Raw genomic sequence first — 21,419 nt, 5'->3', positions numbered from 1 at the left:
CGGCACCCGTGCCGGTACCACAGATTCCCAAGCCAGCACCTGCGCCTGCACCGCGCCCGGTGATTCCCGCCCCGAAACCAGTTCGTCTTCCGAAGGTACACATTGACATCAGGACGAACGGGCCGTTTCCGGGCTAAAGTAATAGGTCATAGGTCTTCTTCGGAAGGTTGGTGTCGGATTACACCACACAGCCAGGCGAGGTAAGGCCGCTGACCAGTGATTTACGTAAAAAAACCACGAAGGAGCGTCCATGTCCACGGATATCAGTACCACGCACGAGTGGAAAGATCTCGAAGCACACCAGACGGAGATGAGCGAAACAAACCTGCGGGAACTGTTCGCCAGCGATCCGGACCGCGCATCCCGGTTCACCTTTGATGCCGCAGGCCTCCACGTGGATCTGTCCAAGAACCTCATCAACGAGGACACGGTGGACAAGCTGGTAGCACTCGCCGAGGCAGCGGGCCTGAAGGAAAAGACCGAGGCCATGTTCACCGGCGAGCACCTGAACAACACCGAGGACCGCGCCGTCCTGCACACGGCGCTGCGCATCCCGGCTGAAGAAGACCTCACCGTCGACGAGCAAGATGTTGCCGCCGACGTTCACGAGGTTCTCGGCCGGATGCGTGATTTCGCCTCGGGGCTGCGTTCCGGTGAATGGCTGGGTTACACCGGCCACACCATCAAGACGGTGGTAAACATCGGTATCGGCGGTTCTGATCTGGGCCCTGCAATGGCCACCAAGGCCCTGCGTAATTACGCGGTCGCCGGTATCCAGGGCAAGTTCGTGTCCAACGTTGACCCAGCGGATCTCGTCGCCACCCTCGACGAGCTCGACCCCGAATCCACGCTGTTCATCATCGCCTCGAAGACATTCACCACGCAGGAGACTCTCGCCAATGCGCACGCCGCCAAGCGGTGGCTCGTGGAGAAGCTCGGCAGCGAGGAGGCTGTGGCGAAGCACTTCGTCGCCGTGTCTACCAACGCCGAGAAGGTCGCGGAGTTCGGAATCGACACGAAGAATATGTTCGGTTTCTGGAACTGGGTCGGTGGCCGCTACTCGGTAGATTCCGCCGTGGGTCTCGCCCTCATGTGCGTTATCGGGCCGATGGACTTCATGCGCTTCCTTGAAGGATTCCACGCCATGGACGTACACTTCCGCGAAACTCCGCTGAAGGAAAACGTCCCCGCCCTTATGGGCCTGCTCGGCGTGTGGTACTCCGATTTCTTCGGCGCTGAAACGCACGCGGTGCTCCCCTACTCTGAGGATCTCTCCCGCTTCCCCGCCTACCTGCAGCAGCTGACGATGGAGTCGAACGGTAAGTCCGTGCGCCACGACGGCACGGTGGTCACCACGAACACGGGTGAGATTTACTGGGGCGAGCCGGGCACCAACGGCCAGCACGCGTTCTACCAGCTCATCCACCAGGGCACGCGTATTATCCCCGCCGATTTCATCGGTTTTGCTCGCCCGGCGCAGGATCTTCCCACCGCTGACGGCACGGGTTCCATGCATGACCTGCTGATGAGCAACTTCTTCGCGCAGACGAAGGTGCTCGCCTTTGGCAAGACCGCGCAGGAAATCGCCGCTGAAGGCACGCCCATCGAGTTGGTCAACCACAAGGAGATGCCGGGTAACCGCCCGACCACGACGATCCTTGCGGAGGAGCTCACCCCGCGCGTCCTCGGTGCCCTCATCGCCCTGTACGAGCACATCGTGTTCACCCAGGGCGTGATCTGGGACATTAACTCTTTCGATCAGTGGGGCGTTGAGCTGGGCAAGAAGCAGGCCGGCGACCTCCTTCCGGCTGTCACCGGCGCAGAGAAGGCCGCTTCCGGCGATGGTTCTACCGACGGTCTCATTGATTGGTACCGCGCCAACAAGTAGCCCTGTAACGGGTAACCCCTGTAACAGGTAAACCCTGTATAGCTTGTCGACGACCCGTGGTTGAGGTTTCTTTACATCTTGACCACGGGTTCGTAGCCTGCGGGGATATGGTCAGAATCCACGATCTTTTTCCCAAACGGGAAGCACGTAACGGGGATGAGCTTGAGGTTTGCCCAGGCCATGGGGAGGCCAATAATTGTCACGGCGAGGCTCGCCGCTGTAGTTAGGTGCCCGACGGCAAGCCACAGTCCGGCGACGAAGAACCAGATCACGTTGGACACGCCACTTAGCGCACCGGACCCATTGACAGGTTGTACAAGAGTGCGACCAAACGGCCAGACGACGAAGCTCGCCATTCTAAACGACGCCACACCTGCGGGGATTGTGATGATGAAGATGCAGGCGAGGAGTCCAAAAAACACATAGGCGATGGCGAGCCAGAGTCCTGCGAAAAGAAACCAGATGATGTTCAGCAGCGTTTTCATGGTCCCCAGTGTAGCGAGCCATGCCCACGCACTGACGAACGTTTTGGTGCAAAACGTTCCGCCGCTTCTTTGCTATAGTGGCTAGCCACGTCATACACCAGATAGTGGATTGGATTTTATTTGATGCTTGATGCGATAACCACGTGGGTCACCTCACTTATGGAAACGCTGGGAGCACCTGGCGTGGGAATCGCCATCTTCCTGGAATCTGCCTTCCCACCGATCCCCAGCGAGCTGGTCCTCCCCCTGGCGGGCTTCACCGCCTCGCAGGGCTCCATGAGTCTCATCGCCGCCATGGTGTGGGCGACTGCGGGCTCTCTTCTGGGCGCTTACCTGCTGTATTTCGTCGGCCACGCCGTGGGTGCCGAACGCCTCCGCAAGGTGGCGGACTGGATGTGGCTGACGGAGGCGGAGGATGTGGACAAGTCCATCGCCTGGTTTGACAAATATGGCTCGGCCTCGGTGTTCATCGGCCGGATGGTGCCGGGGATCCGCTCCCTCGTCTCCATTCCCGCCGGCATCGACCGCATGGGGCTAGTCACCTTCACCGCGTGGACTGTCCTTGGCTCCGCTATCTGGAACGTTTTGCTCGTATACCTCGGATTTACGCTCGGGGAAAACTGGCACCGCGTGACGGAGTATATGGAGGAATTCTCCTTCATTGTGAAGATCATCCTCGTCGTCGCCGTCGTGGCGCTGACGGTGTGGCTCGTCCGCCGACAGAGCAAGAAGAAAAACACGCCGCCTGCGTCACAGTAGTGGCTGGCAGTGTGGGCACCACCAGATGACCCGTTCCAGCTCATCCGCGTCGCCCCCGCGATCAACTCCGCCAAGAAATCCCTTCTCAATAAGCGTCCCACAGCGCCTACACGGCTTGTTGTTGCGGCCAAATACGTAACTTGTCTCCCCCACCTTGCGTACCCCCGTGGATACGCGGATGGGGGAGTTTCTGTTTTCCCACATCAGGTGACGGGTCAGCGCCAGAATGTCGTGAACTTTGTCGGGGCCGAGCGCCGCGACAGGCGTTGCAGGGTGGACACCGGCGATGAAGCAGATCTCCGCCCGGTATTCGTTTCCCACCCCGGCAAGGTTTTTCTGGTCAAGAAGCGCGGTTCCGATTGGCCTGTCCGGGCGGGCGAGGATCCTTCTGGCGGCCTCGTCTTCATCCCAGTTACCGAGTACGTCCGGGCCAAGATAGCCTACCCTGTGGGCATACTCCACGGTAGGGAAAACCCGCACCAGCCCCAACGAAAAGCCCACCACCTCGATGGGACGCGGGTGCGGGGCGCCCTCCAAACGCAAGACGACGCGGGCTGTAAAACCGGGCTTTGTCCACCTCTTCCCTGCTGGATGCACCGACCACGTCCCCTCCATCTTCAGGTGCGTGTGCAGGATTTTCTCGCCGAACTGCATGAACAAGTGCTTACCGTAGGGCCACACGTTATCGCACAGGATGCCGTCGAAACGCTCCAGTGCGTAGGCGGGGACGCGCAGCTGCGAATAGAGGACTTCCCTTCCCCGCATGAACTGGAGCCGCGTGGCGAGCTGGTAGACGGAATCACCTTCTGGCACGTGGGTATCCTCCCCTCCTGCGCGTGCGCACAAGAGGCGCATCGTCGGTCTCGTCGCGATCGGGTGCCCGGCGCGCGGTGCCGACGCGACCGCCGATCCGGATACCTTTCGGGGTGATCCCCGCGCCCGCTATGCGGAAGGCCTCCACCAGTGACGAGGTGAGCGCCGTGTCGCCGTCAATCTTCTCCACGATAAACCGCGTACTGGACACGGACTCCAGCGCCTCCACGAGCCGCGCAACAAGCGTTTCCGGCGGCTCGGGAAGACCGTCAAAGAAGGTGGTGAGGACGCGACCGCCACGGGTGAGGTGAGCAATCAGAAGGCCGTCGACAAGCACAACGAGAGCACCCGCAGCCCGGGTGACATGCGCGCCTTCCGGCCACGGGAGGGCCGCGCCGTACGGGTTAGCGGGATCGGCGGCAGCAACCACGTACGTGAGGGGCTCCGTCGTGCCTGAAGGCCAGCCGACGATATCGGGGGAATCAGCGTGACTGCGGATGCGGTCAACGACGGCGGGCGTAGAAAACTGTGCCGCACCCAAGCCCTCGACCACATAGCCGCGCATCGCCTTACCGGACTCCTCGAACCCACTGAGCACCTTATAGGCGAGGGCGAAGCCACCGAGCACATTCTCCGTCACCACACTGCCGCGGGTAACAACACCGTACCTATCCAGCCACGCCTCGCCATGGGCGACGGACCGGTTGGTGGGGTCGGTCTCCGCCGGTGGGGTCAGCGACCACCGCCCCTGCATATCAGGCGGCGTAGTCGGGCGATTAGCCTGGGCAAAGCTCGTCCGCCCCATCCGTAACCGGGAGCGCCGTGGCCGCCGCTTCGCCTTGTGGGCGGTACTCCCGGCGCGAGCCGACCCGTTGAGGCGGGCGCGCACAGGCTCGAACGTGTCGGGGGAAACGCGCCCCAGCTCCACAAGCCCCCACATCGCCTCGCGCAGCTCCTCGGCAGACACCGTGTGAGACAACCCCAGACCCAACTCCGAACCGGTGACCTCCGATAGAAGCTGCGGGAAGAAGAAACCGCCACCCCGAGACAAGACAGCAAGCACGGATTCTTGCACGGCAGACAGACTCGGCTCCTCCACAGCATCCGGCAGCAGCTGCGAGGCGTACTCCGTCGGGAGGAGCATGATCCACGGATCCTGCGCCCCAGCGGCACCGGCACCCACAATCATCACCTCACCATCTGCGGTCAACGAATCCAAAAAGGCCGGTTCATAGTAGCCCACACGTGACGGGAAGACGAGGGATTCCCACGCGGAAGCCGGGAGGCGTACCCCTGCCAGTTGCTCGATGACGGCGTAAACACCGTCTTCCCCGCGCAGCGCGGGGGTCTTCCCCACCTCGGCAACCTGCTGCCACGGTGGCAGGAAACGGGCATATGCCGAGTGGCTCACCGGCTCCGCCTCCGCCCGCGCTGCGGCGAGGCTGCGCGTACGGATCTTTCGGAGAACCTCCGTCGCGCAGTATTCAAGGTCCTCGATCCCCTCACGGAAGTGCCCCTCGACCACTTTCTTCTCATGGACCAGAGTCCGCACCACACCGTGCACCACAGAGACACCCACTCCGAAGGCGGAGGCGACGTCCCGCACGGTAAACGGCCCACGCGACCGGGCGAACCGGCTGACAAGCTGCTCAAGCGCGTCGGGCACCTCGTCCCGTTTGGCGGTCACCCCGGCGGGGATCGGCACGCCCAGGCCGTCCCGGATCAGCGCCGCATCCTGTGACAGCGCGATATGTTCCCGGCCCCCGAACCGAATTTCCATCACGCGCCCACCCACCGTCTGGCGGATAAGCTGCAGAATCTGCTCGGCATCCCGACCGTCCCCGAACTCTACATAGGCTGGCACATTGTCCACGGGGATGGGGCCAACGAGGCGGAGTGTGTCCGTGAATTCGTCCGGGGTGCGCGCCCGTCTTCCCTCTGCTGTCCGCTGCAGCTCGTCGTGCACCTGCGCGATAATCTCCTGGCTGAGTAGCTCACGAAGCTCGACGGTGCCGAGGAGCTTGGCCAAAAGCGACGGATCCAAGGCGAGGGCAGCCGCCCGCTTCTCGGCCAGGGGCGTATCCCCCTCGTACATGAACCCGCCGGTGTAGTTGAACAACAGCGATGAGGCGAATGGACTCGGCTGATCTGTTGTCACCTCGGCAATGCGCACCGTACGCAGCCCGAGATCCTTATGTAGCTGTTTCAGTGCAGCAATGTCGTATACGTCCTGCATGCACTCGCGGACTGTCTCCAAGATGATGGGGAAGCTCGGGTACTTCCGGGCAACGTCGAGCAGCTGCTCAGCGCGCTGCCGCTGCTGCCACAGGGGTGCCCGCTTGCCGGGGTTGCGCCGTGGCAGCAAAAGAGCACGCGCGGCGCACTCACGAAACCTGGAGGCAAAGAGCGCTGAGTTGCCCACCCTTTCCGTAACGATCTGCTCGATCTCGTCGGCGTCGAATAAAAACAGCTCACTGCTCGGCTCCTCATCGCCCTCGGGCAGACGAAGAACAATGCCGTCGTCGCCGGCCACCGCTTGCGCATCCATCCCCGTCAGATCCGACACCCGGGCACCGACGGCCAGCGCCCACGCCGCGTTGACACCACGCCCGTACGGCGAGTGCAGCACGATGCGCCAATCGCCAAGCTCGTCGCGGAAACGCTCAAGCACGAGTGTTTTCTCATCGGGGACGACACCGGTGGCTTCCTGCTGCTCATGCAGGAACGCCAACAGGTTGTCCTCTGCCCGCGCGTCCAGCCCCAGGCCTTCGACCCGCGCGCGGTCGCTGACAGCTTCTCGACGAAACTCCCCCACCGCCCGGCCGAGCTCCGCCGGCCGCCCTTCCTGCCCACCAGACCAAAACGGCAGGCGCCCGGTATGCCCCGGCGCGGGCGTAACAAGCACCTGGTCGCGGGTGATCTCCTCAATCCGCCAACTCGTCGCCCCAAGGGTAAACACGTCCCCTACTCGGGACTCGTAGACCATTTCCTCGTCTAATTCGCCCACGCGGCGAGGCGCTGATCCCTCGCCACCACCAACAAGGAACACGCCGAACATGCCCCGGTCGGGGATCGTGCCACCACTGATGACAGCAACGCGCTGCGCGCCGGGGCGGGCGCTCAGCATGCCACTTACCCTGTCGTAAACGATCCGCGGTTTGAGGTCCGCGAAGTCCGTCGACGGGTAGGCACCGCTGGCGAGATCAATGACAGAGTCGAAGACCTCCCGGTCAAGGCTTGTGTACGGGTAGGCCCGACGGACGACATCAAACCAGTCATCGGCGGAAATGTCATTCTGTGATACGTGGGCAACCGTCTGCTGCAGGAGTACGTCCAGCGCATTTTGCGGCACGGTGAGCTCTTCAATGAGCCCAGCGCGCATGCGTTCCACGGTGACAGCGGTTTGCACGAGGTCGGCGCGATGCTTGGGGTAAAAGGACCCCTGCGAGACGGCTCCCACGGCGTGGCCTGCGCGGCCGACGCGCTGCAAACCGGAGGCCACCGATGGTGGGGATTCCACCTGGATCACAAGGTCGACCGCGCCCATGTCAATGCCGAGCTCTAGCGAGCTGGTTGAAACAACCGCCTTCAATTCGCCGGATTTGAGCATGTTCTCTGTTGCTGCGCGCTCGTCTTTGCTCACCGAGCCGTGGTGTGCGCGGGCAATGGCCGGTGCTGCAGTTCCTGCGATGTCCGTGTGCTTCATAAGCTGGGCGGGGTCACGTCGCCCACGGGCGTTGAGCGCCTCCGGGTCGTGCTCCTGTGTGTAGAGCTCGTTGAGCCGCGAGGTCACCCGCTCGGCCGTTCGCCGCGAGTTCACAAAGACGAGCGTGGAGTCATGGGACATCACTTCTGCGTATAGGTCCTGCTCAATGAACGGCCAGATAGAGTTCGACGTGGGCAGCGCCGAGTCCTCCGCGAAAGGATGCGACTTCGTCGCATCCTGGTCAATCGTCGCATCCTGGTCAATCGCCGCATCGTCAACGACGGAGATGAGGGGCGTAGGGGCGGGCTCGCCCGCCGGACTGTGCAGAACCGGCCCACGAGTAAACGGGGACTCCACCTCCTCCACCGGGGTGGTGAGATCGAGGGGATCGTCGACAAGCGACGTACCGATAGTAGAGCCGACCTCAGGCGTCGGCAGATCGCTCATATCATCAACCGGGACGTGAACATCCAGCTGCCACCGCTTCCCGGCCCCCGGAGCCACAATCGACACCGGCTCCTTACCACCGAGGAAGCTTGCCACCCGCTCCAGCGGACGCACCGTCGCAGACAGACCAATGCGCTTCACATGCTGCGGAGCAAGCTCCGCCAACCGTTCCAGCGACAACGCCAGGTGAACCCCACGCTTCGTCCCAGCCAACGCGTGAATCTCATCCACAATGACCGTATCCACACTGGTCAAAATATCCTTCGCCTTACTCGTCAACATGAGATACAGCGACTCCGGCGTCGTAATGAGAATGTCCGGAGGATTGCGCACCTGCCGCGAACGCTCCGACTGTGGCGTATCCCCACTGCGCACACCCACCGTGATCTGCGGCGCAGGCTCCCCCAAACGAAGCGCCGTACGGGCGATGCCGAGCAGTGGCGCATGCAGATTCGCCCCCACATCCACGCCCAACGCCTTCAGCGGTGAAATGTACAACACACGCACGCCCGCGCCCTTGTCCTTTTTCGGCACCGAGCGCTCACCCGTGGCATCCAAAAGCAACTGCCCCGAAGGCACCACAAGCGCGTTGATCGCCCACAAAAAGGCCGCCAACGTCTTACCCGAACCGGTAGGGGCCACAACGAGGGCATTATTTCCGTCCGAAATCTCCCGCCACGCTTCCTCCTGGACGGCCGTCGGCGCTGCGAAAACGTCGGTGAACCACGTGGAAACCTGCGGGCGAAAACGTGAGAGAACGGAATCTGCCATGCCTTTAATCTAGTGGAGACCGTATTATGTAACCATGACTGCTCACTTGGACGACGCAACACTCACCCACCGCCTCGCCGTAGGCACCTCCGAAATCCTCAAAGGAATCCGCGGCGTGGGATTACTGCAAGCCCTCAACCTCGGCGATGCCGGCGACGACCTGGCCCAAAACTGGATCGCCCGCGTCCTCGCGCAGCACCGCCCCGACGACGGCTTCCTCTCCGAAGAGGCAGCCGACAACCCTGCCCGCCTGAACAAGAACCGCGTCTGGATCATCGACCCCCTCGACGGCACCAAGGAATTCGCCACCGGCCGCCAGGACTGGGCCGTCCACATCGCGCTCGTAGAAAACCACAAGCCCCTCTACGCCGCCGTCGGCCTGCCCGACATCGGAGTCACCTTCTTCTCCGACGAAGCCCGCGCCGTCCTCGGCCCCAAGTCCGGCAAGATCATTGTCTCCCGCAACCGCGCCCCCAAGGTAGCTTCCTTTGTCGCCGAGCGCACCGGCTCAGAAATTACCGAATATGGCTCCGCCGGTGCCAAGGCCATGCGCGTGCTGCTCGGTGACGCCGATGCCTACATCCACGCCGGTGGCCAGTACGAATGGGACTCCGCCGCACCTGTCGGTGTCGCCCAGGCTGCAGGGCTCCACTGCTCCCGCCTCGACGGCTCCGAGCTGTCCTACAACAACAAGGACCCCTACCTCCCCGATGTCCTTATCTGTCGCCCTGACATGGCAGACGAGATCCTCGCCCTATGCGCCGAGTACAAGGAAGCAAACGGCAGCTACTAAATAATCCCCCGGTTGCCCGGGCGGTACACTAGCTGCATGACCATCCCGACACCGTACGAAGACCTCCTCCGCGAAATCCTGGAGGAGGGGGCGCACAAAGACGACCGCACTGGGACAGGCACAACCAGCCTGTTTGGCAAACAGATGCGGTTCCACCTCGCCGAGGCGTTCCCGCTCATCACCACGAAGAAGGTGCACTGGAAGTCCGTCGTCGGTGAACTTTTGTGGTTCCTGCGCGGCGATTCCAACGTCGCCTGGCTGCACGAAAACGGGGTATCCATCTGGGACGAATGGGCCGACGAAAACGGGGAACTCGGCCCCATCTACGGCGTGCAGTGGCGCAGCTGGCCCACCCCCAACGGCCAACACATCGACCAAATCGCCGGGGCCCTCGAACTGCTCAAAAAGGATCCGGATTCACGCCGCAACATCATCTCTGCCTGGAACGTCAGCGAGCTGGACAACATGGCGCTCCCGCCCTGCCACCTCCTTTTCCAGCTCTATGTCGCTGACGGCAAACTCAGCTGCCAGCTCTACCAGCGCTCGTGCGACATGTTCCTTGGCGTTCCCTTCAACATCGCCTCCTACTCCCTCCTCACCCACATGTTCGCCCAACAGGCCGACCTCGACGTGGGCGACTTCGTCTGGACAGGTGGCGACTGCCACATCTACGACAACCACCGCGAACAGGTGCGTGAGCAGCTCAGTCGCGAACCACGCCCCTACCCCCGCCTCGACCTCACCCGCGCACCGAGCATGTTCGACTACACCTTCGAGCACATCGACCTCGTGGGCTACGACCCGCACCCCACGATCAAGGCGCCGGTGGCTGTCTAATGAAGGCAATCTGGGCACAATCACGCGACGGGATCATCGGCGACGGCTCCACAATGCCGTGGCACCTGCCCGAGGATCTCCACCACTTCAAGAACACCACCATGGGTGAGGACATCCTCATGGGGCGCAAAACGTGGGAATCCATCGGCTCCAAGGCCCTCCCAGGCAGGACGAACCTCGTCCTGTCCACCCGCGAGCCGGGCGACTGGTCCGCCGGTGCCACCGTTGTCTCCTCTGTTCCGGCCGACTTCGACGGCTGGCTCATCGGCGGAGGCTCGCTCTACCAGTCCTTATACCCCCGGCTTTCCCGCATCGCCGTGACGCTTGTCGACGTCCTCCTCGACGGTCTCCTTGCAACCCCCGTCACCGTCCCCTCCGTCACATCGGATCCGGCGTTTTCGCACACGGTCGACGGCATCTGGCAGACCTCTGCCAAGGGGTCCTTCGCGCATACTGACGGCCCCGTGCACTACGCGTTCCACGAGTACACTCGTAAGGCATGAGTACCCAACACGCCACCATTTACATGACGGACTGGTGCCCCTACTGCGCCAAGCTCCTCAAAGCACTGGATCGAACCGAAACCCCATACACCACCATCAACGTGGAAGAAGACGACAAGGCAGCCGTGTTTGTAGAATCCGTCAACGACGGAAACCGAGTTGTCCCCACCGTCCACTACTCCGACGGAACAACAGAAACCAACCCGCCGGCAAGTGCTGTGCGAGCCAAACTCAAGGAACTTGAGGGCGAACAATAAAAAATACTCCCACCGTTCCAGTTCACAGTACGGTGGGAGTATTTTTATGCTCTCTCGCGGAGCAGGTAGATATCCATGATCCACCCGTGCTCCATGCGCAAGTTGGCCTTCAGCTCGGCGAGCTCATCGCCAATGTCTGTGACGTAACCGTGCCGAAGGACCTCATTTTCGGTGCCTAAGTAGGCGCCCCACCAGATGTAGGTGTTCTCGCCAACATTGGCCTGCCAGGCACTATGGCCGTCAAGCATGACGACTGTGTTGTCGGGCGGGGACGAGGCCGCCTCCAACTGCCGGCCGGTCGTGATGGTGATCGGCCCACCAATCTTATTCAGGACGAGCCCGAAAGCGGCGGTCAACGCTTGAATCGACGTGATTCCGGGGATGACGTGGATATCTTTCTCACCCATCCGCTCGAGGATCCGCAGCGTGGAATCGTACAGGTTCGGGTCACCCCAGACGAGGAACGCAATTGTTCCGTCCGGCATCGCCGCCGCGAGCCTTTCTGCCCGCGCCTGGTGCCACCGCTCCACTTCCGCCTTGTAGTCCACGGGATTGCGGTCGCGTTCCGGGTCCTCGACGGTTATCAGAGGTGTGCCCGGGGCATACTTCTCTAGCAGGTACGTCCGCAGGCCAAGGAGGTCAGCTTTAGCATCGCCCTTATCCATTGCCATGACCGCGTCGGCGGATTTCATGGCATTGATGGCCTCAACGGTGAGGTGTTCGGGATTACCGGCCCCGATGCCGATGACAAGTATTTTGTGGTTAGTCATTCGCCGGGCCGAATAGCTGAAGCATCTCCTCCGGGGACAGCGTGGAGCTGTCCTTGGCAAAGGCCGCCGAGAAAATCGTCTGCAGGTACAGCTCACATGCGGCCGAGAGCTTCTTGGCATCGAACTTGTTCAGCAGCATGACGCGCTTACGCGTGCCATCCTCCTTGATGCGGTCAACAGCGAGGACCAGGACACCGTCCTTCTCCACCTGCTCGCAGATGAACTCGCGTCGGTTAACGTCAGTAAATGTAGGATTCAATTTCTCACTCATGGAAGTGCCATCCTTAGGGAAACTCGGTTATAGTTACACTCCAGCCTAGAGGTATCGGAGGGGAAAATCTCGTTTGTGGGGGCAATTTTTTTAAACCCCTCCCCGAATGTTGTACTCTATACAAGGTTTTATCCCTGCCCCAGTAGCTCAGGGGATAGAGCACCGCTCTCCTAAAGCGGGTGTCGGAGGTTCGAATCCTCTCTGGGGCACTCTCTGGGGCACTCTGGGGCACGAGTGACAAACGCTTCGCTGAAACTTCGGCGGAGCGTTTTTCGAGTCACCATTTGTGACAATTGTTGCTATTGTTGCAACCATGGATCGTCGCACCTTCATGAAAGCATCACTGCTTGCAGCCGCTGGCACTGTAGTCGCTGCTCAGCCGGCGGCAGCTCTCGGCCCTGTTTTAGGCACCGTCATCGACTATTCCGGGGGTGTCCCCTCGGCAGCAAGTGTCCGCGCCGCAGGACATCTCGGTGCTGTGCGCTATGTGTCTGAGCGCCGGCCAGGGGCTGACTGGATGGTTGGCAAACCGGTTTCTCGAGGGGAAACCGCCGACTTCGCAGCGCATGGGCTCGGGGTAGCCTCTGTCTACCAGTTTGGTCGCGCGCAAACTGCCGACTGGCTTGCCGGTGCCGCTGGTGCCGCGCAGCACGCACCTAAAGCCATCGCTTTGCACGCTGCTGCAGGTGGCCCCGCCGGTCGACCCGTGTACGTGGCCATTGATGATAACCCCACGTGGGACCAGTACGCCGGGCAAATCCGACCCTACCTGCAGGGATTCAAGAGGGCTCTCGAGTTAGCTGGACTTCGTCTCGGTGTGTACGGCAACTACAACGTCATCGAGTGGGCTGGCAACGACGGCCTCGGGGAATACTTCTGGATGCACGACTGGGGCTCCGGCGGTCGCATCCACCCCAGGACCACCATCCACCAGCCCGCCAAGCGCACGGCGCTTATCGACGGCGTGACCGTCGACGTCAACAACGTTTACTCCCGCGATTGGGGTCAGTGGAACGCTTCTACGTCTGCTCCCCTCATCCCCGGCCTCGACACTGCGCTTTCCTCGAGGTTCATCAACATGGATGCTCCCATCACCATCCCTGGTATCTCACTACCTTTCCCTCTGCCCACGCCACGGGAGATTCTGCAGACAGGAACTGCACTTTCCAGCTAGCGACGGTGGCCTACCCTGCTTTGTTCTGCGGGGTCTACCCCGCCGTGGTTTGCTGGGGTCTACCCCGCCTTATGAGGCCAGACCAGGGTCGGCGGACCAACGAATACACAACCAACCCCATGCGTCCGAGGGTATATAACCCACCAGGGCTCTTTTTAGGCGTGGGTGGTAAGCCAAGCAAAACGTGTGTCTGAAGGAAAGCTAGATCTTGTGAACACCCCATGAGCTGGGGTGACATTGACATACGCACCCACTCGGGCGAGTTGAGCGGCACAACGTGTGCCCACGGCGGTACGACACTCCCCCACCACGAGCGCCACAAAACAGGAAAAGCACCCTCCCTGGGCGAAGGGTGCTTAAAAGGTGTGGGCTTAAGCGTGCTTGAAAGGTGTGGGCTTAAGCGTGCTTTTCTTCGACGCGCTTGATGGCCTCTTCGGCAACGAGATCCTGGATGCCCATGTGAAGCTCAGAGGTGAAGCCGACACAGGAGCAGTTGATCTCGCCGAGAACGTAGGTGTCGCCACCGTCTTCGGCATCCGCGAGCATAAAGTCTGCAGTCCAGATCAGCGGGATGTTGTCGCCGCCGAGCTTCTCGGCGATAACGGGGCGGGCCTCAGCGAACATGTCAATGAGCTCCTGCCAGTTCTCGGGCTTGTCGTAGGTGTACTTTGCACCAGAGAACAGGGTTGCGGAGAAGTTGTCGCCCCCCTCGGCCGGCTTCTTGTGAACGACGAAGACGGGGTGCGGACCGACGAGCAGGATGCGGATCTCGCCCTCGACGATTCGTGGCATAAAGCGCATGTCGACGAGCATGCCGTTATCGCCCTCAATGTACTGGTCGCAGAAGTCCATAAAATCCCCGAGCTCACGCTCTTCGGTGTGGTTGTCCACGGCCTCGGTGCACTTGATTTTGGTGTCGAGGGGAAGGGCCGTGCCGGGCTCGACGGTCTCAGCAAGGTTCTTGTCTGCAAGCTGCACGCGCCAGATACCGGAACCTGTGGAGCCACGGTTCTGCTTGAGAACGCGCTCACCGTACGACAGGGTGGTCGGGAACGTCTTATGGAAATCCTCCACCTCGTAGTAGGCGGCGGTATCGGAAGGCACAAGGTCCGTGTCGTTGAGCTTAACCAGGGCATCCTTTGCACCATATGCCATCATCTCGGCAGGAGTAGACATGCCGACAAGGCCTGCCTCGGAAAGCTTCGAAAGCAGGTCGAAGTAGCCCTTCTCGCCACCGGGAATGTTGCCCGGGTTGACGCGGGAGATGTATGCGTCGAACTCGGAGGAAACGCGGTCAAAGATCTCGTCGGCTTTGTCCGGGTGGAAGTAGATAACCTCAGCGTCCCAACCTTTGTCCTTAATGGAGTTGACGATGGGCATCGTGTCCTTGCGGTGCCCGTCATCGCCCTTGTCGTTGCCACCTTCAACTTCGAATACAACAATTGCCTTGTGCATGGTTCTCCTTGATATGGGTGTAATGAGTGACCTGTTTAATTATTCCATTACAAGCACCACACCGCTTGGCAATTACCCCCGCGATTTCTTGGGCTCAGTCTTGATTTGTTCGTCGGTTTTCAGCTCTCCCAGTTTTGTCCCCTCCTCGAGATGTCCACTGTCTTTCTCCTTCTGCGCAGCGGTGCGAACATCCGACGGTGGCACGGCGACGCGGATCCACGCGTAGTTGGGTTCGGGAGTGCCAGAATCTTCAGCCAACGGGTTGTACCGCTCCAGCGTCGAAGCGAGCATCGGGAACAACAAGACGGTGGCGGCACCGCCACACACGAGCAAATTAGCTGCGTCGCTGGTGATGAGCTCACGGGACTGAGCGATATCTGTGACGGCGACGATGATCGGAAGCGCTGTGGCACCGTAGAGGCCTAGCTGCAATCGTTCGTTTACATTCTCTATCCCAGAGTGGGTGGGCAGGAGCTGCTCCGAGAGGAAGATCGGCAGGCCACGGGCAATAAAAATGACGATGACAATGGCCGCAAACATCCAAGGGTGATTGAAGATGACCATGGGGTCGATACTCATCCCGGAGGTGACAAAGAAGATGGGGATGAGGAACCCGTAGCCCACGGCATCGAGGCGCGCGTTCATTGTCGCTTGGAATTTCTTCGGGACCAGTGCTTTGAGGATGATACCCGCAGCGAACGCACCGAGAACGATGTCTAGTTCGAAGACGGCGGCCAGTGCCATCAGGGCGGTAAGCAAAACCATCACTGACCTCAAGACTGTCTGGGATGTCTGCGAATGGCCGTCGAGAAGCGCTCGTTCCACCCAGGGCATGAGGGCGCGAACCGTGCGCGGAACGAACGCGATGATGATCGCACCGACGAAAAACAATACGAGGATCGTAAGCGTCAACCACGTCGCACGGGTGGAAAGCAAGAGGGCCATTGCGAGGATCGGGCCGAGCTCGCCCACCGCGCCGTGCTGCATGACGGCGCGACCGACGGGACGATGATCGATGCCGTTGTCTTTTGTGATCGGCAGGAGTGTGCCCATCGCCGTGGATGACACCGCGATGGCCAAGACGATAGCCTGCAACACATCGGCGCGGTCGAAGATAAGCCAGGCGGCGAGAAACGCAACGGTGATGGATGCTGCCCAGGTCCCGATGGCGACGCGTCCCGACCGGCCTCGCATAGCTTGCATGTCGATCTCCCAGCCGGCGAGGAGGAACAGCATGCCGAGCCCCAGTTCGCGCAGAAGGCTGACAGCACCCTCGGCTTCAGCAAGCCCAAGAACATGGGGCCCGATAAACACGCCAAGCACAAGCATGAACACCACGCCGGGGACACGCTTGCCGGTGGCAAAACTCAGCAGAGGGCTAAGGAGTCCTGCGATCATGATCCACATGACTGACAGGATTTCGCTGGTGATGACGCTATGATCCACGAGGCACCGCCCTTTCCACATTGGGAGGGTGCGCGTATGGGGCGCACCCGCGTTGAAGTAGTGGAAGTTTACCAGGGTGCGCGGGCTGCTGCCCAGGCCGCGTCGAAAAGCTGTTGGTGTTCAGGCGATAGTTTATGTGTGTAGCCACCGTCGTTGAGCACAGCCTTGAGTTGGGCAATTCCCCTTGGGGGGAAGGAGGCGATGCGCGCGCACAGCTCGCGGGCGGTGTCGCAGTCACCGAGGTGGTGTGCGAGGCCTATGTCCATCGCGCGCTGGGCGGACACGCGCTGGCTGGCGAGCAGAATGGCGCGGGCGTGGCCCAATCCGACGATGTCGGCGAGCCGACGGATGGACCAATTGTCGAGGGCGAAACCGAGGCGTGCCGGTGGGAGTTCGCACCAAGCATCGGGTGCCATGATGACAATATCGCTGGCGAGGAGGAGCTCCATACCTGCACCAACGGCCGGGCCGTGCGCATAGGCGACGACGGGCCGGGAGTTGCTCACGAGCGCATCCAGCATGGAGAACAAGCCCGCGTGGAATTCCTCGGAGGCGGCGGCAACGCGCAGATCCGCACCCCCGCAAAAAGCCGGCCCCTCGCCGCGCAGCAAGATCACGCGCACATCAGCGGGAAGCGCGCCGACGAACTCCGCGATGGCAGTAACCATCTCCGTCGTCAGCGCGTTCCTTTTCGCCGGACGGTCCAAGCAAATATCCGCAAGGGGGCCGTCGATCGTCAGCGATAGGTTCTCCTTCACCGGCTAGCTTTCCAGCTCAGGCCACTCGCGCGGGTCATTGTAGGAGCGTCCTCCGTCCGCATCGAGTGCGGTGATAGCCTCGATCTGGGCATCAGTGAGGGCCACGTCCAGCGCAGCAAAATTCTCCTCAATGCGGGCCTTCGTACCCGATTTGGGGATGACGATGTTGCCCAACGCCAGGTGCCACGCAATAACAACCTGCGCCGGTGTCGCACCTACTTCCTCGGCGACACGCGTGACGGCCTGCTCGTTGAGGCTATCGCCGCGCCCCAGCGGAGACCATGCCTCCGTGAGGATCTCGTGTTCGTCGTGGTAGGCGCGCAACGAAGCCTGGGAGAAGCCAGGGTGCAGCTCCACCTGGTTCATGACGGGCACGACACCCGTCTTTTCAAGCAGCTCGTCGAGCGTTTCCTCGTAGAAGTTGGCTACGCCAATGCTACGCACTCGCCCAACGCCCTGGATGCGGATGAGATCTTCCCACGCCCTGACATATGCGTTCTGTGCGGGGAACGGCCAGTGGATGAGGTAGGCATCCACGTAATCAAGCCCCAAACGAGTAAGGGATGCCTCGAAGGCCTCCGGCGCCTTGTCGTGGTCGTCGTTCCACAGCTTGGTGGTGATAAACAGGTCCTCGCGCTCGACATCCCCTGCTGCGATGGCATCGGCTACGGCGCGTCCAACGGGTTCCTCGTTGTCATAAATCCTGGCGGTGTCAATGTGCCGGTAACCGGTGTCGATGGCCGTGCGTACTGCGGTGTAGCAGTCATCGCCGCGGAGTTTCCATGTGCCAAATCCGAGCTGCGGGATGGTGTTTCCGTCATTGAAGGTCACGTACTGAGAGGGGTTAGTCATACCCCCATTCAACACTATTTTGAGGGGTTTAGGGCATCTTTACTCACATTTTTGACTACCGTTGCCCTATGGCACACACATCGGCACATGAATTTTTACGCATCGTCTTGGATGCGAACAGCAATATTTCCTGGGATACTCCACCCGAGTACGGGAACATTTCGGAGGATTACGCGGCTTCACTTGCCCGGGCTCGAGACCGTTCGGGGGTAGACGAGGCGGTGATTACCGGCGAAGGCACGATCGGTGGGCGTCCCGTCGCTTACGTCGTCAGCGAGTTTGCATTCCTCGGTGGCTCCATCGGTGCGGCAACAGCAACCCGCATCATCGAGGGCATCCACCGCGCCACGGAGCGTCGCCTTCCGCTTATCATCTCCCCATCCTCGGGTGGTACTCGCATGCAGGAGGGCACAAAGGCGTTCACCCTCATGATTTCGATCACGACGGCGGTGTATCGGCACAAAGACGAGAAGCTGCCGTTCTTAGTGTATCTTCGCAATCCAACGACGGGCGGTGTAATGGCGAGCTGGGGATCGTCGGGACACATCACATTCGCGGAGCCGCACGCGCTCCTCGGGTTCTTGGGTCCCCGCGTCGTCGAGCTGGTGACGGGCACGCCGATGCCGGAGGGAGTACAGACGGGTGAGAATCTTGCGCGAGTGGGGGTTATCGATGGTGTGGTTCCTGTGGATCAGCTCAACGAGACTGTTGCTCAACTCATCGATATCCTCACTCCCAGCTCCACCGATGCCAACCGACGAGAAGATCCGGTCATCTACGATGGCTCGCGTCTGACCCCAAAGGATGCCTGGGAGGCGATCGTCACCACGCGTGACCCCGCGCGTCCAACCGTCAATGACCTTTTGACGATGCTCCCCCGCAACACCATCATGCTCTCTGGTTCGGGCGATGGCCGCCGTTCCGACGCGGTGAAGGTGGCGCTGACGCAGATTTCCGGGCGTCCGGTCATGCTCATTGGCCAGGACCGCTCCGTGAGCGAGCACTTGGGTACGAACGCCCTGCGCATGGCCCGGCGCGGCATTGGCCTGTCTAAGGCACTCAACCTGCCACTCGTGTCCATCATTGATACGGATGGCGCTGAGATGACTAGGGCGGCGGAGGAAAAGGGCATGGCCGGTTCTATCGCGCGGACGTTGGGTGAGCTTGTCGACGCAGATGTGCCCACTGTTTCTGTCATCCTCGGCCAGGGCTGTGGTGGCGGTGCACTCGCTATGTTGCCAAGCGACCGCGTGCTCTGCGCGGAAAACGCCTGGCTGTCACCCCTGCCCCCAGAAGGTGCATCAGCCATCTTGTACCGTGACACTGACCATGCCGCGGAGATGATGGAATACCACGGTGTAAAAGCCACGGACCTTCTTGCCGAGGGCATTATCGATGGCATTATCCCCGAATTCCCCGATGCGAAAGACGAGCCTGCGGACTTCCTTGCCCGCGTTCTCTCTGCCATTGAGGCGACGCTACAAAGTCTGCACACTGCTCCCGACCGGGTCGGGAGGGAGCAGCGGTTCGCCCATTATGAGCGACTAGCCTGCAACTAGTTGGGCGCTTCTCTAGCCTTTGACTTCGATGAGGTCGATGACGAAGACGAGGGTCTTGCCTGCCAGCGGGTGTGCTCCACCGGCGGGGCCGTAAGCGGCCTCCGGAGGAATGATCAGTTTACGGCGACCACCCTCGCGCATCCCTGGAATGCCTTCTTGCCAGCCGGCAATGAGGCCATTCAACGGGAACGTAATAGCTTCGCCCCGGTCCCAGGAGGAGTCGAACTCTTCGCCCGTGGCAAAGTCCACCCCAACGTAGTGGACGGTGACGGCGCCACCAGCGAGGGCCTCTGCCCCCGTGCCAACGGTAATATCCTCGACGACGATGTCCTCGGGCGCGAGGCCGGTGGGAACGTCAATGACGGGTTTCTGGTCAGTCATGAATGTTTTCTCTCCTTGTAAGTCCTAAGTGCTGTTCAGTTTAGGTGACATACCGCGTACGTAGTCAAACCCCCTCTTTTCACATAGGAGTAAAAAGAGGGGGCGACTCTGCACTTACTTGCGCTCAGAACGGGGAACCCATTCGCGCTTCTGGTAACCGGTGTAGACCTGCCGCGGGCGGTAGATCTTGGAAGTGGGATCCTCCACCAACTCACGGTACTGGGCAATCCAGCCGGGAAGGCGGCCGATAGCGAAGAGGACGGTGAAGAAGTCCTCGGGGAAGCCCATCGCACGGTAAATAAGACCCGTGTAGAAATCGACGTTCGGGTACAGCTTGCGCTCGATGAAGTAGTCATCTGCAAGCGCGATCTCTTCGAGTTCGAGTGCAAGATCCAGGGTCTCATCGCCGCCGAGCTTCTCTAGAATCTCGTGGGCGGTGGACTTGATGATCCGGGCACGCGGGTCGTAGTTCTTGTACACGCGGTGACCGAAGCCCATGAGCTTGACACCGTCTTCCTTGTTCTTCACGCGCTCCATGAACTTCTTGGCATCGCCACCGTCTTGCTTGATTCGCTCCAGCATGGCGAGTACAGCTTGGTTGGCGCCGCCGTGCAACGGGCCGGACAGTGCGTTGATTCCGGCGGCAATTGCAACGAACATGTTGGCGTGAGAGGAAGCGACCATCCGTACCGTGGAGGTGGAGCAGTTCTGCTCGTGATCTGCATGGAGAATGAGTAGCTGATCGAGGGCTTTCACCATGATCGGATCAACCTCGTAGGGCTCCGTGGGGAAGCCGAACATCATGCGCAGGAAGTTCTCGCGTGCATTGAGGGAGTTATCTGGGTACATGTACGGCTCACCGTTGCGGGCACGCTGTGCGTATGCGGCCAGCATTGGCACCTTCGCCATGAGGCGAACGGTAGCCTTGTCCAGGTGCTCGGGGTTCATCGGATCGAGCGTGTCCTGGTAGTAGGTAGACAAAATGTTAAGCGACGAGGCAAGGATTGCCATCGGGTGTGCATCTCGCGGGAAAATGGAGAACGCCGCTTTGAAATCTTCATCCAACAGCGTGTGGTGGCGAATGGAATCGCTGAACACCTCGAGCTCGTGCTGGGTGGGAAGCTCGCCGTGGACGAGCAGGTAGCTGACCTCGTTGAAGGTAGCTTTCTCCGCCAGGTCCTCGATGGAGTAACCGCGGTAGCGAAGAATGCCGTTCTCACCATCGATGTACGTGATGGCAGATTTTGTGGAGCCGGTGGACTGGTAACCCGGGTCGTAGGTGACAAGCCCCGTCGATGTGCGCAGCTTGTTGATGTTAATTCCGCTTTCGCCCTCGGTAGCGGGGACGATATCCATTTCGTATTCCCCACCCGGGTAGTGGAGTACGACTTTGTCCTTTTTTTCGGATGCTTCGGATGTCATTGTGTTTACACCTTCCTACTTTTCGTGCGACTTCGGCCGCCATACATATGTCTCCCCATGGTACGCGGAAAA

19 protein-coding genes and 1 tRNA gene are annotated in these 21,419 nt (G+C 60.8%); 9 read left to right on the top strand and 11 right to left on the bottom strand.

Features of this window, described 5'->3' with window-relative positions:
• Positions 1-250 precede the first annotated feature (250 nt).
• Entirely contained in the window at positions 251-1,888 is a 1,638-nt protein-coding gene (gene pgi, locus HMPREF3044_RS04315; RefSeq protein ID WP_070739574.1) for a glucose-6-phosphate isomerase, read from the top strand.
• 71 nt (positions 1,889-1,959) lie between these two features.
• On the opposite strand, the gene HMPREF3044_RS04310 is transcribed toward pgi, so the two are convergent.
• Positions 1,960-2,373: a YccF domain-containing protein gene (locus HMPREF3044_RS04310; RefSeq protein WP_005391733.1), complete on the bottom strand. Its 414-nt coding sequence runs from the start codon at positions 2,371-2,373 to the stop codon at positions 1,960-1,962.
• Between the two features lie 123 nt (positions 2,374-2,496).
• On the opposite strand from HMPREF3044_RS04310, the gene HMPREF3044_RS04305 reads away from it, so the two are divergent.
• Entirely contained in the window at positions 2,497-3,132 is a 636-nt protein-coding gene (locus HMPREF3044_RS04305) for a DedA family protein (protein ID WP_070739571.1), read from the top strand.
• Here HMPREF3044_RS04305 and HMPREF3044_RS04300 read toward each other — a convergent pair.
• Both HMPREF3044_RS04300 and HMPREF3044_RS04295 read right to left on the bottom strand, forming a co-directional pair.
• Positions 3,124-3,945 (bottom strand): DNA-formamidopyrimidine glycosylase family protein, encoded by an 822-nt coding sequence (locus HMPREF3044_RS04300; RefSeq protein WP_246820880.1) that lies wholly within the window; start codon positions 3,943-3,945, stop codon positions 3,124-3,126. The genes HMPREF3044_RS04305 and HMPREF3044_RS04300 overlap by 9 nt on opposite strands.
• Positions 3,932-8,869, bottom strand: a complete 4,938-nt coding sequence (locus HMPREF3044_RS04295; protein ID WP_070739565.1) for an Lhr family ATP-dependent helicase — start codon at positions 8,867-8,869, stop codon at positions 3,932-3,934. The genes HMPREF3044_RS04300 and HMPREF3044_RS04295 overlap by 14 nt, the downstream gene beginning before the upstream one ends.
• A gap of 34 nt (positions 8,870-8,903) precedes the next feature.
• On the opposite strand from HMPREF3044_RS04295, the gene HMPREF3044_RS04290 reads away from it, so the two are divergent.
• The 4 genes from HMPREF3044_RS04290 to HMPREF3044_RS04275 are packed head-to-tail and all read left to right on the top strand — an operon-like array spanning position 8,904 to position 11,259.
• Positions 8,904-9,662: a 3'(2'),5'-bisphosphate nucleotidase CysQ gene (locus tag HMPREF3044_RS04290; protein ID WP_070739562.1), complete on the top strand. Its 759-nt coding sequence runs from the start codon at positions 8,904-8,906 to the stop codon at positions 9,660-9,662.
• A 36-nt stretch (positions 9,663-9,698) separates the two neighbouring features.
• Entirely contained in the window at positions 9,699-10,499 is an 801-nt protein-coding gene (locus tag HMPREF3044_RS04285) for a thymidylate synthase (RefSeq protein ID WP_070739559.1), read from the top strand.
• Positions 10,499-11,002: a dihydrofolate reductase gene (locus tag HMPREF3044_RS04280; RefSeq protein ID WP_005395774.1), complete on the top strand. Its 504-nt coding sequence runs from the start codon at positions 10,499-10,501 to the stop codon at positions 11,000-11,002. The genes HMPREF3044_RS04285 and HMPREF3044_RS04280 overlap by 1 nt, the downstream gene beginning before the upstream one ends.
• Entirely contained in the window at positions 10,999-11,259 is a 261-nt protein-coding gene (locus tag HMPREF3044_RS04275) for a mycoredoxin (protein WP_005395773.1), read from the top strand. Before HMPREF3044_RS04280 ends, HMPREF3044_RS04275 begins: the two co-directional genes overlap by 4 nt.
• A 44-nt stretch (positions 11,260-11,303) precedes the next feature.
• On the opposite strand, the gene cobF is transcribed toward HMPREF3044_RS04275, so the two are convergent.
• Positions 11,304-12,029: a precorrin-6A synthase (deacetylating) gene (gene cobF / locus HMPREF3044_RS04270; RefSeq protein ID WP_005391707.1), complete on the bottom strand. Its 726-nt coding sequence runs from the start codon at positions 12,027-12,029 to the stop codon at positions 11,304-11,306.
• On the bottom strand, positions 12,022-12,300 hold the full coding sequence (locus tag HMPREF3044_RS04265; RefSeq protein WP_005391706.1) for a cg0963 family protein: 279 nt from the start codon (positions 12,298-12,300) through the stop codon (positions 12,022-12,024). The genes cobF and HMPREF3044_RS04265 overlap by 8 nt, the downstream gene beginning before the upstream one ends.
• Before the next feature lie 136 nt (positions 12,301-12,436).
• Here HMPREF3044_RS04265 and HMPREF3044_RS04260 point away from each other — a divergent pair.
• Positions 12,437-12,509 (top strand) — tRNA-Arg (locus tag HMPREF3044_RS04260).
• A gap of 104 nt (positions 12,510-12,613) precedes the next feature.
• Positions 12,614-13,474, top strand: a complete 861-nt coding sequence (locus HMPREF3044_RS04255) for a DUF1906 domain-containing protein (RefSeq protein WP_371326112.1) — start codon at positions 12,614-12,616, stop codon at positions 13,472-13,474.
• Between the two features lie 396 nt (positions 13,475-13,870).
• Here the strand turns inward: HMPREF3044_RS04255 and HMPREF3044_RS04250 are convergent, their stop codons facing one another.
• From HMPREF3044_RS04250 to HMPREF3044_RS04235, 4 genes are all read right to left on the bottom strand, one after another.
• Positions 13,871-14,929 carry a Cj0069 family protein gene (locus tag HMPREF3044_RS04250; protein ID WP_070739556.1) on the bottom strand — a complete coding sequence of 353 codons (1,059 nt, stop codon included), beginning with the start codon at positions 14,927-14,929 and terminating at the stop codon, positions 13,871-13,873.
• Positions 14,930-15,001: 72 nt separating this feature from the next.
• Positions 15,002-16,396, bottom strand: a complete 1,395-nt coding sequence (locus HMPREF3044_RS04245; RefSeq protein WP_005391694.1) for a cation:proton antiporter — start codon at positions 16,394-16,396, stop codon at positions 15,002-15,004.
• 47 nt (positions 16,397-16,443) lie between these two features.
• Positions 16,444-17,133 carry an enoyl-CoA hydratase-related protein gene (locus HMPREF3044_RS04240; protein WP_070739553.1) on the bottom strand — a complete coding sequence of 230 codons (690 nt, stop codon included), beginning with the start codon at positions 17,131-17,133 and terminating at the stop codon, positions 16,444-16,446.
• Between the two features lie 3 nt (positions 17,134-17,136).
• Positions 17,137-17,985 carry an aldo/keto reductase gene (locus HMPREF3044_RS04235; protein WP_005395754.1) on the bottom strand — a complete coding sequence of 283 codons (849 nt, stop codon included), beginning with the start codon at positions 17,983-17,985 and terminating at the stop codon, positions 17,137-17,139.
• A gap of 68 nt (positions 17,986-18,053) precedes the next feature.
• Between HMPREF3044_RS04235 and HMPREF3044_RS04230 the strand changes: the two genes are divergently transcribed.
• Positions 18,054-19,544, top strand: coding sequence for a carboxyl transferase domain-containing protein (locus HMPREF3044_RS04230; protein ID WP_005395753.1), 1,491 nt, complete (start codon positions 18,054-18,056; stop codon positions 19,542-19,544).
• Positions 19,545-19,556: 12 nt separating this feature from the next.
• Here HMPREF3044_RS04230 and HMPREF3044_RS04225 read toward each other — a convergent pair whose 3' ends face one another.
• Together HMPREF3044_RS04225 and HMPREF3044_RS04220 are read right to left on the bottom strand one after the other, a co-directional pair.
• Positions 19,557-19,925, bottom strand: a complete 369-nt coding sequence (locus HMPREF3044_RS04225; RefSeq protein WP_005391686.1) for an FKBP-type peptidyl-prolyl cis-trans isomerase — start codon at positions 19,923-19,925, stop codon at positions 19,557-19,559.
• 114 nt (positions 19,926-20,039) lie between these two features.
• Positions 20,040-21,347: a citrate synthase gene (locus HMPREF3044_RS04220; protein ID WP_005395752.1), complete on the bottom strand. Its 1,308-nt coding sequence runs from the start codon at positions 21,345-21,347 to the stop codon at positions 20,040-20,042.
• Positions 21,348-21,419 lie beyond the last annotated feature (72 nt).

This window comes from Corynebacterium sp. HMSC073D01 (assembly GCF_001815555.1).
GTDB lineage: Bacteria > Actinomycetota > Actinomycetes > Mycobacteriales > Mycobacteriaceae > Corynebacterium > Corynebacterium glucuronolyticum.
This window is presented reverse-complemented; position numbering and strand designations above follow the sequence as displayed.

Bases quoted from the DNA above. Each gene is read 5' to 3' on its own strand.
- HMPREF3044_RS04310 (WP_005391733.1), bottom strand. From the start codon at position 2,373: ATGAAAACGCTGCTGAACATCATCTGGTTTCTTTTCGCAGGACTCTGG.
- HMPREF3044_RS04295 (WP_070739565.1), bottom strand. From the start codon at position 8,869: ATGGCAGATTCCGTTCTCTCACGTTTTCGCCCGCAGGTTTCCACGTGG.
- HMPREF3044_RS04255 (WP_371326112.1), top strand. From the start codon at position 12,614: ATGGATCGTCGCACCTTCATGAAAGCATCACTGCTTGCAGCCGCTGGC.
- HMPREF3044_RS04280 (WP_005395774.1), top strand. From the start codon at position 10,499: ATGAAGGCAATCTGGGCACAATCACGCGACGGGATCATCGGCGACGGC.
- HMPREF3044_RS04290 (WP_070739562.1), top strand. From the start codon at position 8,904: ATGACTGCTCACTTGGACGACGCAACACTCACCCACCGCCTCGCCGTA.
- HMPREF3044_RS04285 (WP_070739559.1), top strand. From the start codon at position 9,699: ATGACCATCCCGACACCGTACGAAGACCTCCTCCGCGAAATCCTGGAG.
- HMPREF3044_RS04230 (WP_005395753.1), top strand. From the start codon at position 18,054: ATGGCACACACATCGGCACATGAATTTTTACGCATCGTCTTGGATGCG.
- HMPREF3044_RS04250 (WP_070739556.1), bottom strand. From the start codon at position 14,929: ATGCACAAGGCAATTGTTGTATTCGAAGTTGAAGGTGGCAACGACAAG.
- HMPREF3044_RS04225 (WP_005391686.1), bottom strand. From the start codon at position 19,925: ATGACTGACCAGAAACCCGTCATTGACGTTCCCACCGGCCTCGCGCCC.
- HMPREF3044_RS04275 (WP_005395773.1), top strand. From the start codon at position 10,999: ATGAGTACCCAACACGCCACCATTTACATGACGGACTGGTGCCCCTAC.
- HMPREF3044_RS04305 (WP_070739571.1), top strand. From the start codon at position 2,497: ATGCTTGATGCGATAACCACGTGGGTCACCTCACTTATGGAAACGCTG.
- pgi (WP_070739574.1), top strand. From the start codon at position 251: ATGTCCACGGATATCAGTACCACGCACGAGTGGAAAGATCTCGAAGCA.
- HMPREF3044_RS04220 (WP_005395752.1), bottom strand. From the start codon at position 21,347: ATGACATCCGAAGCATCCGAAAAAAAGGACAAAGTCGTACTCCACTAC.
- HMPREF3044_RS04265 (WP_005391706.1), bottom strand. From the start codon at position 12,300: ATGAGTGAGAAATTGAATCCTACATTTACTGACGTTAACCGACGCGAG.
- HMPREF3044_RS04245 (WP_005391694.1), bottom strand. From the start codon at position 16,396: ATGTGGAAAGGGCGGTGCCTCGTGGATCATAGCGTCATCACCAGCGAA.
- cobF (WP_005391707.1), bottom strand. From the start codon at position 12,029: ATGACTAACCACAAAATACTTGTCATCGGCATCGGGGCCGGTAATCCC.
- HMPREF3044_RS04235 (WP_005395754.1), bottom strand. From the start codon at position 17,985: ATGACTAACCCCTCTCAGTACGTGACCTTCAATGACGGAAACACCATC.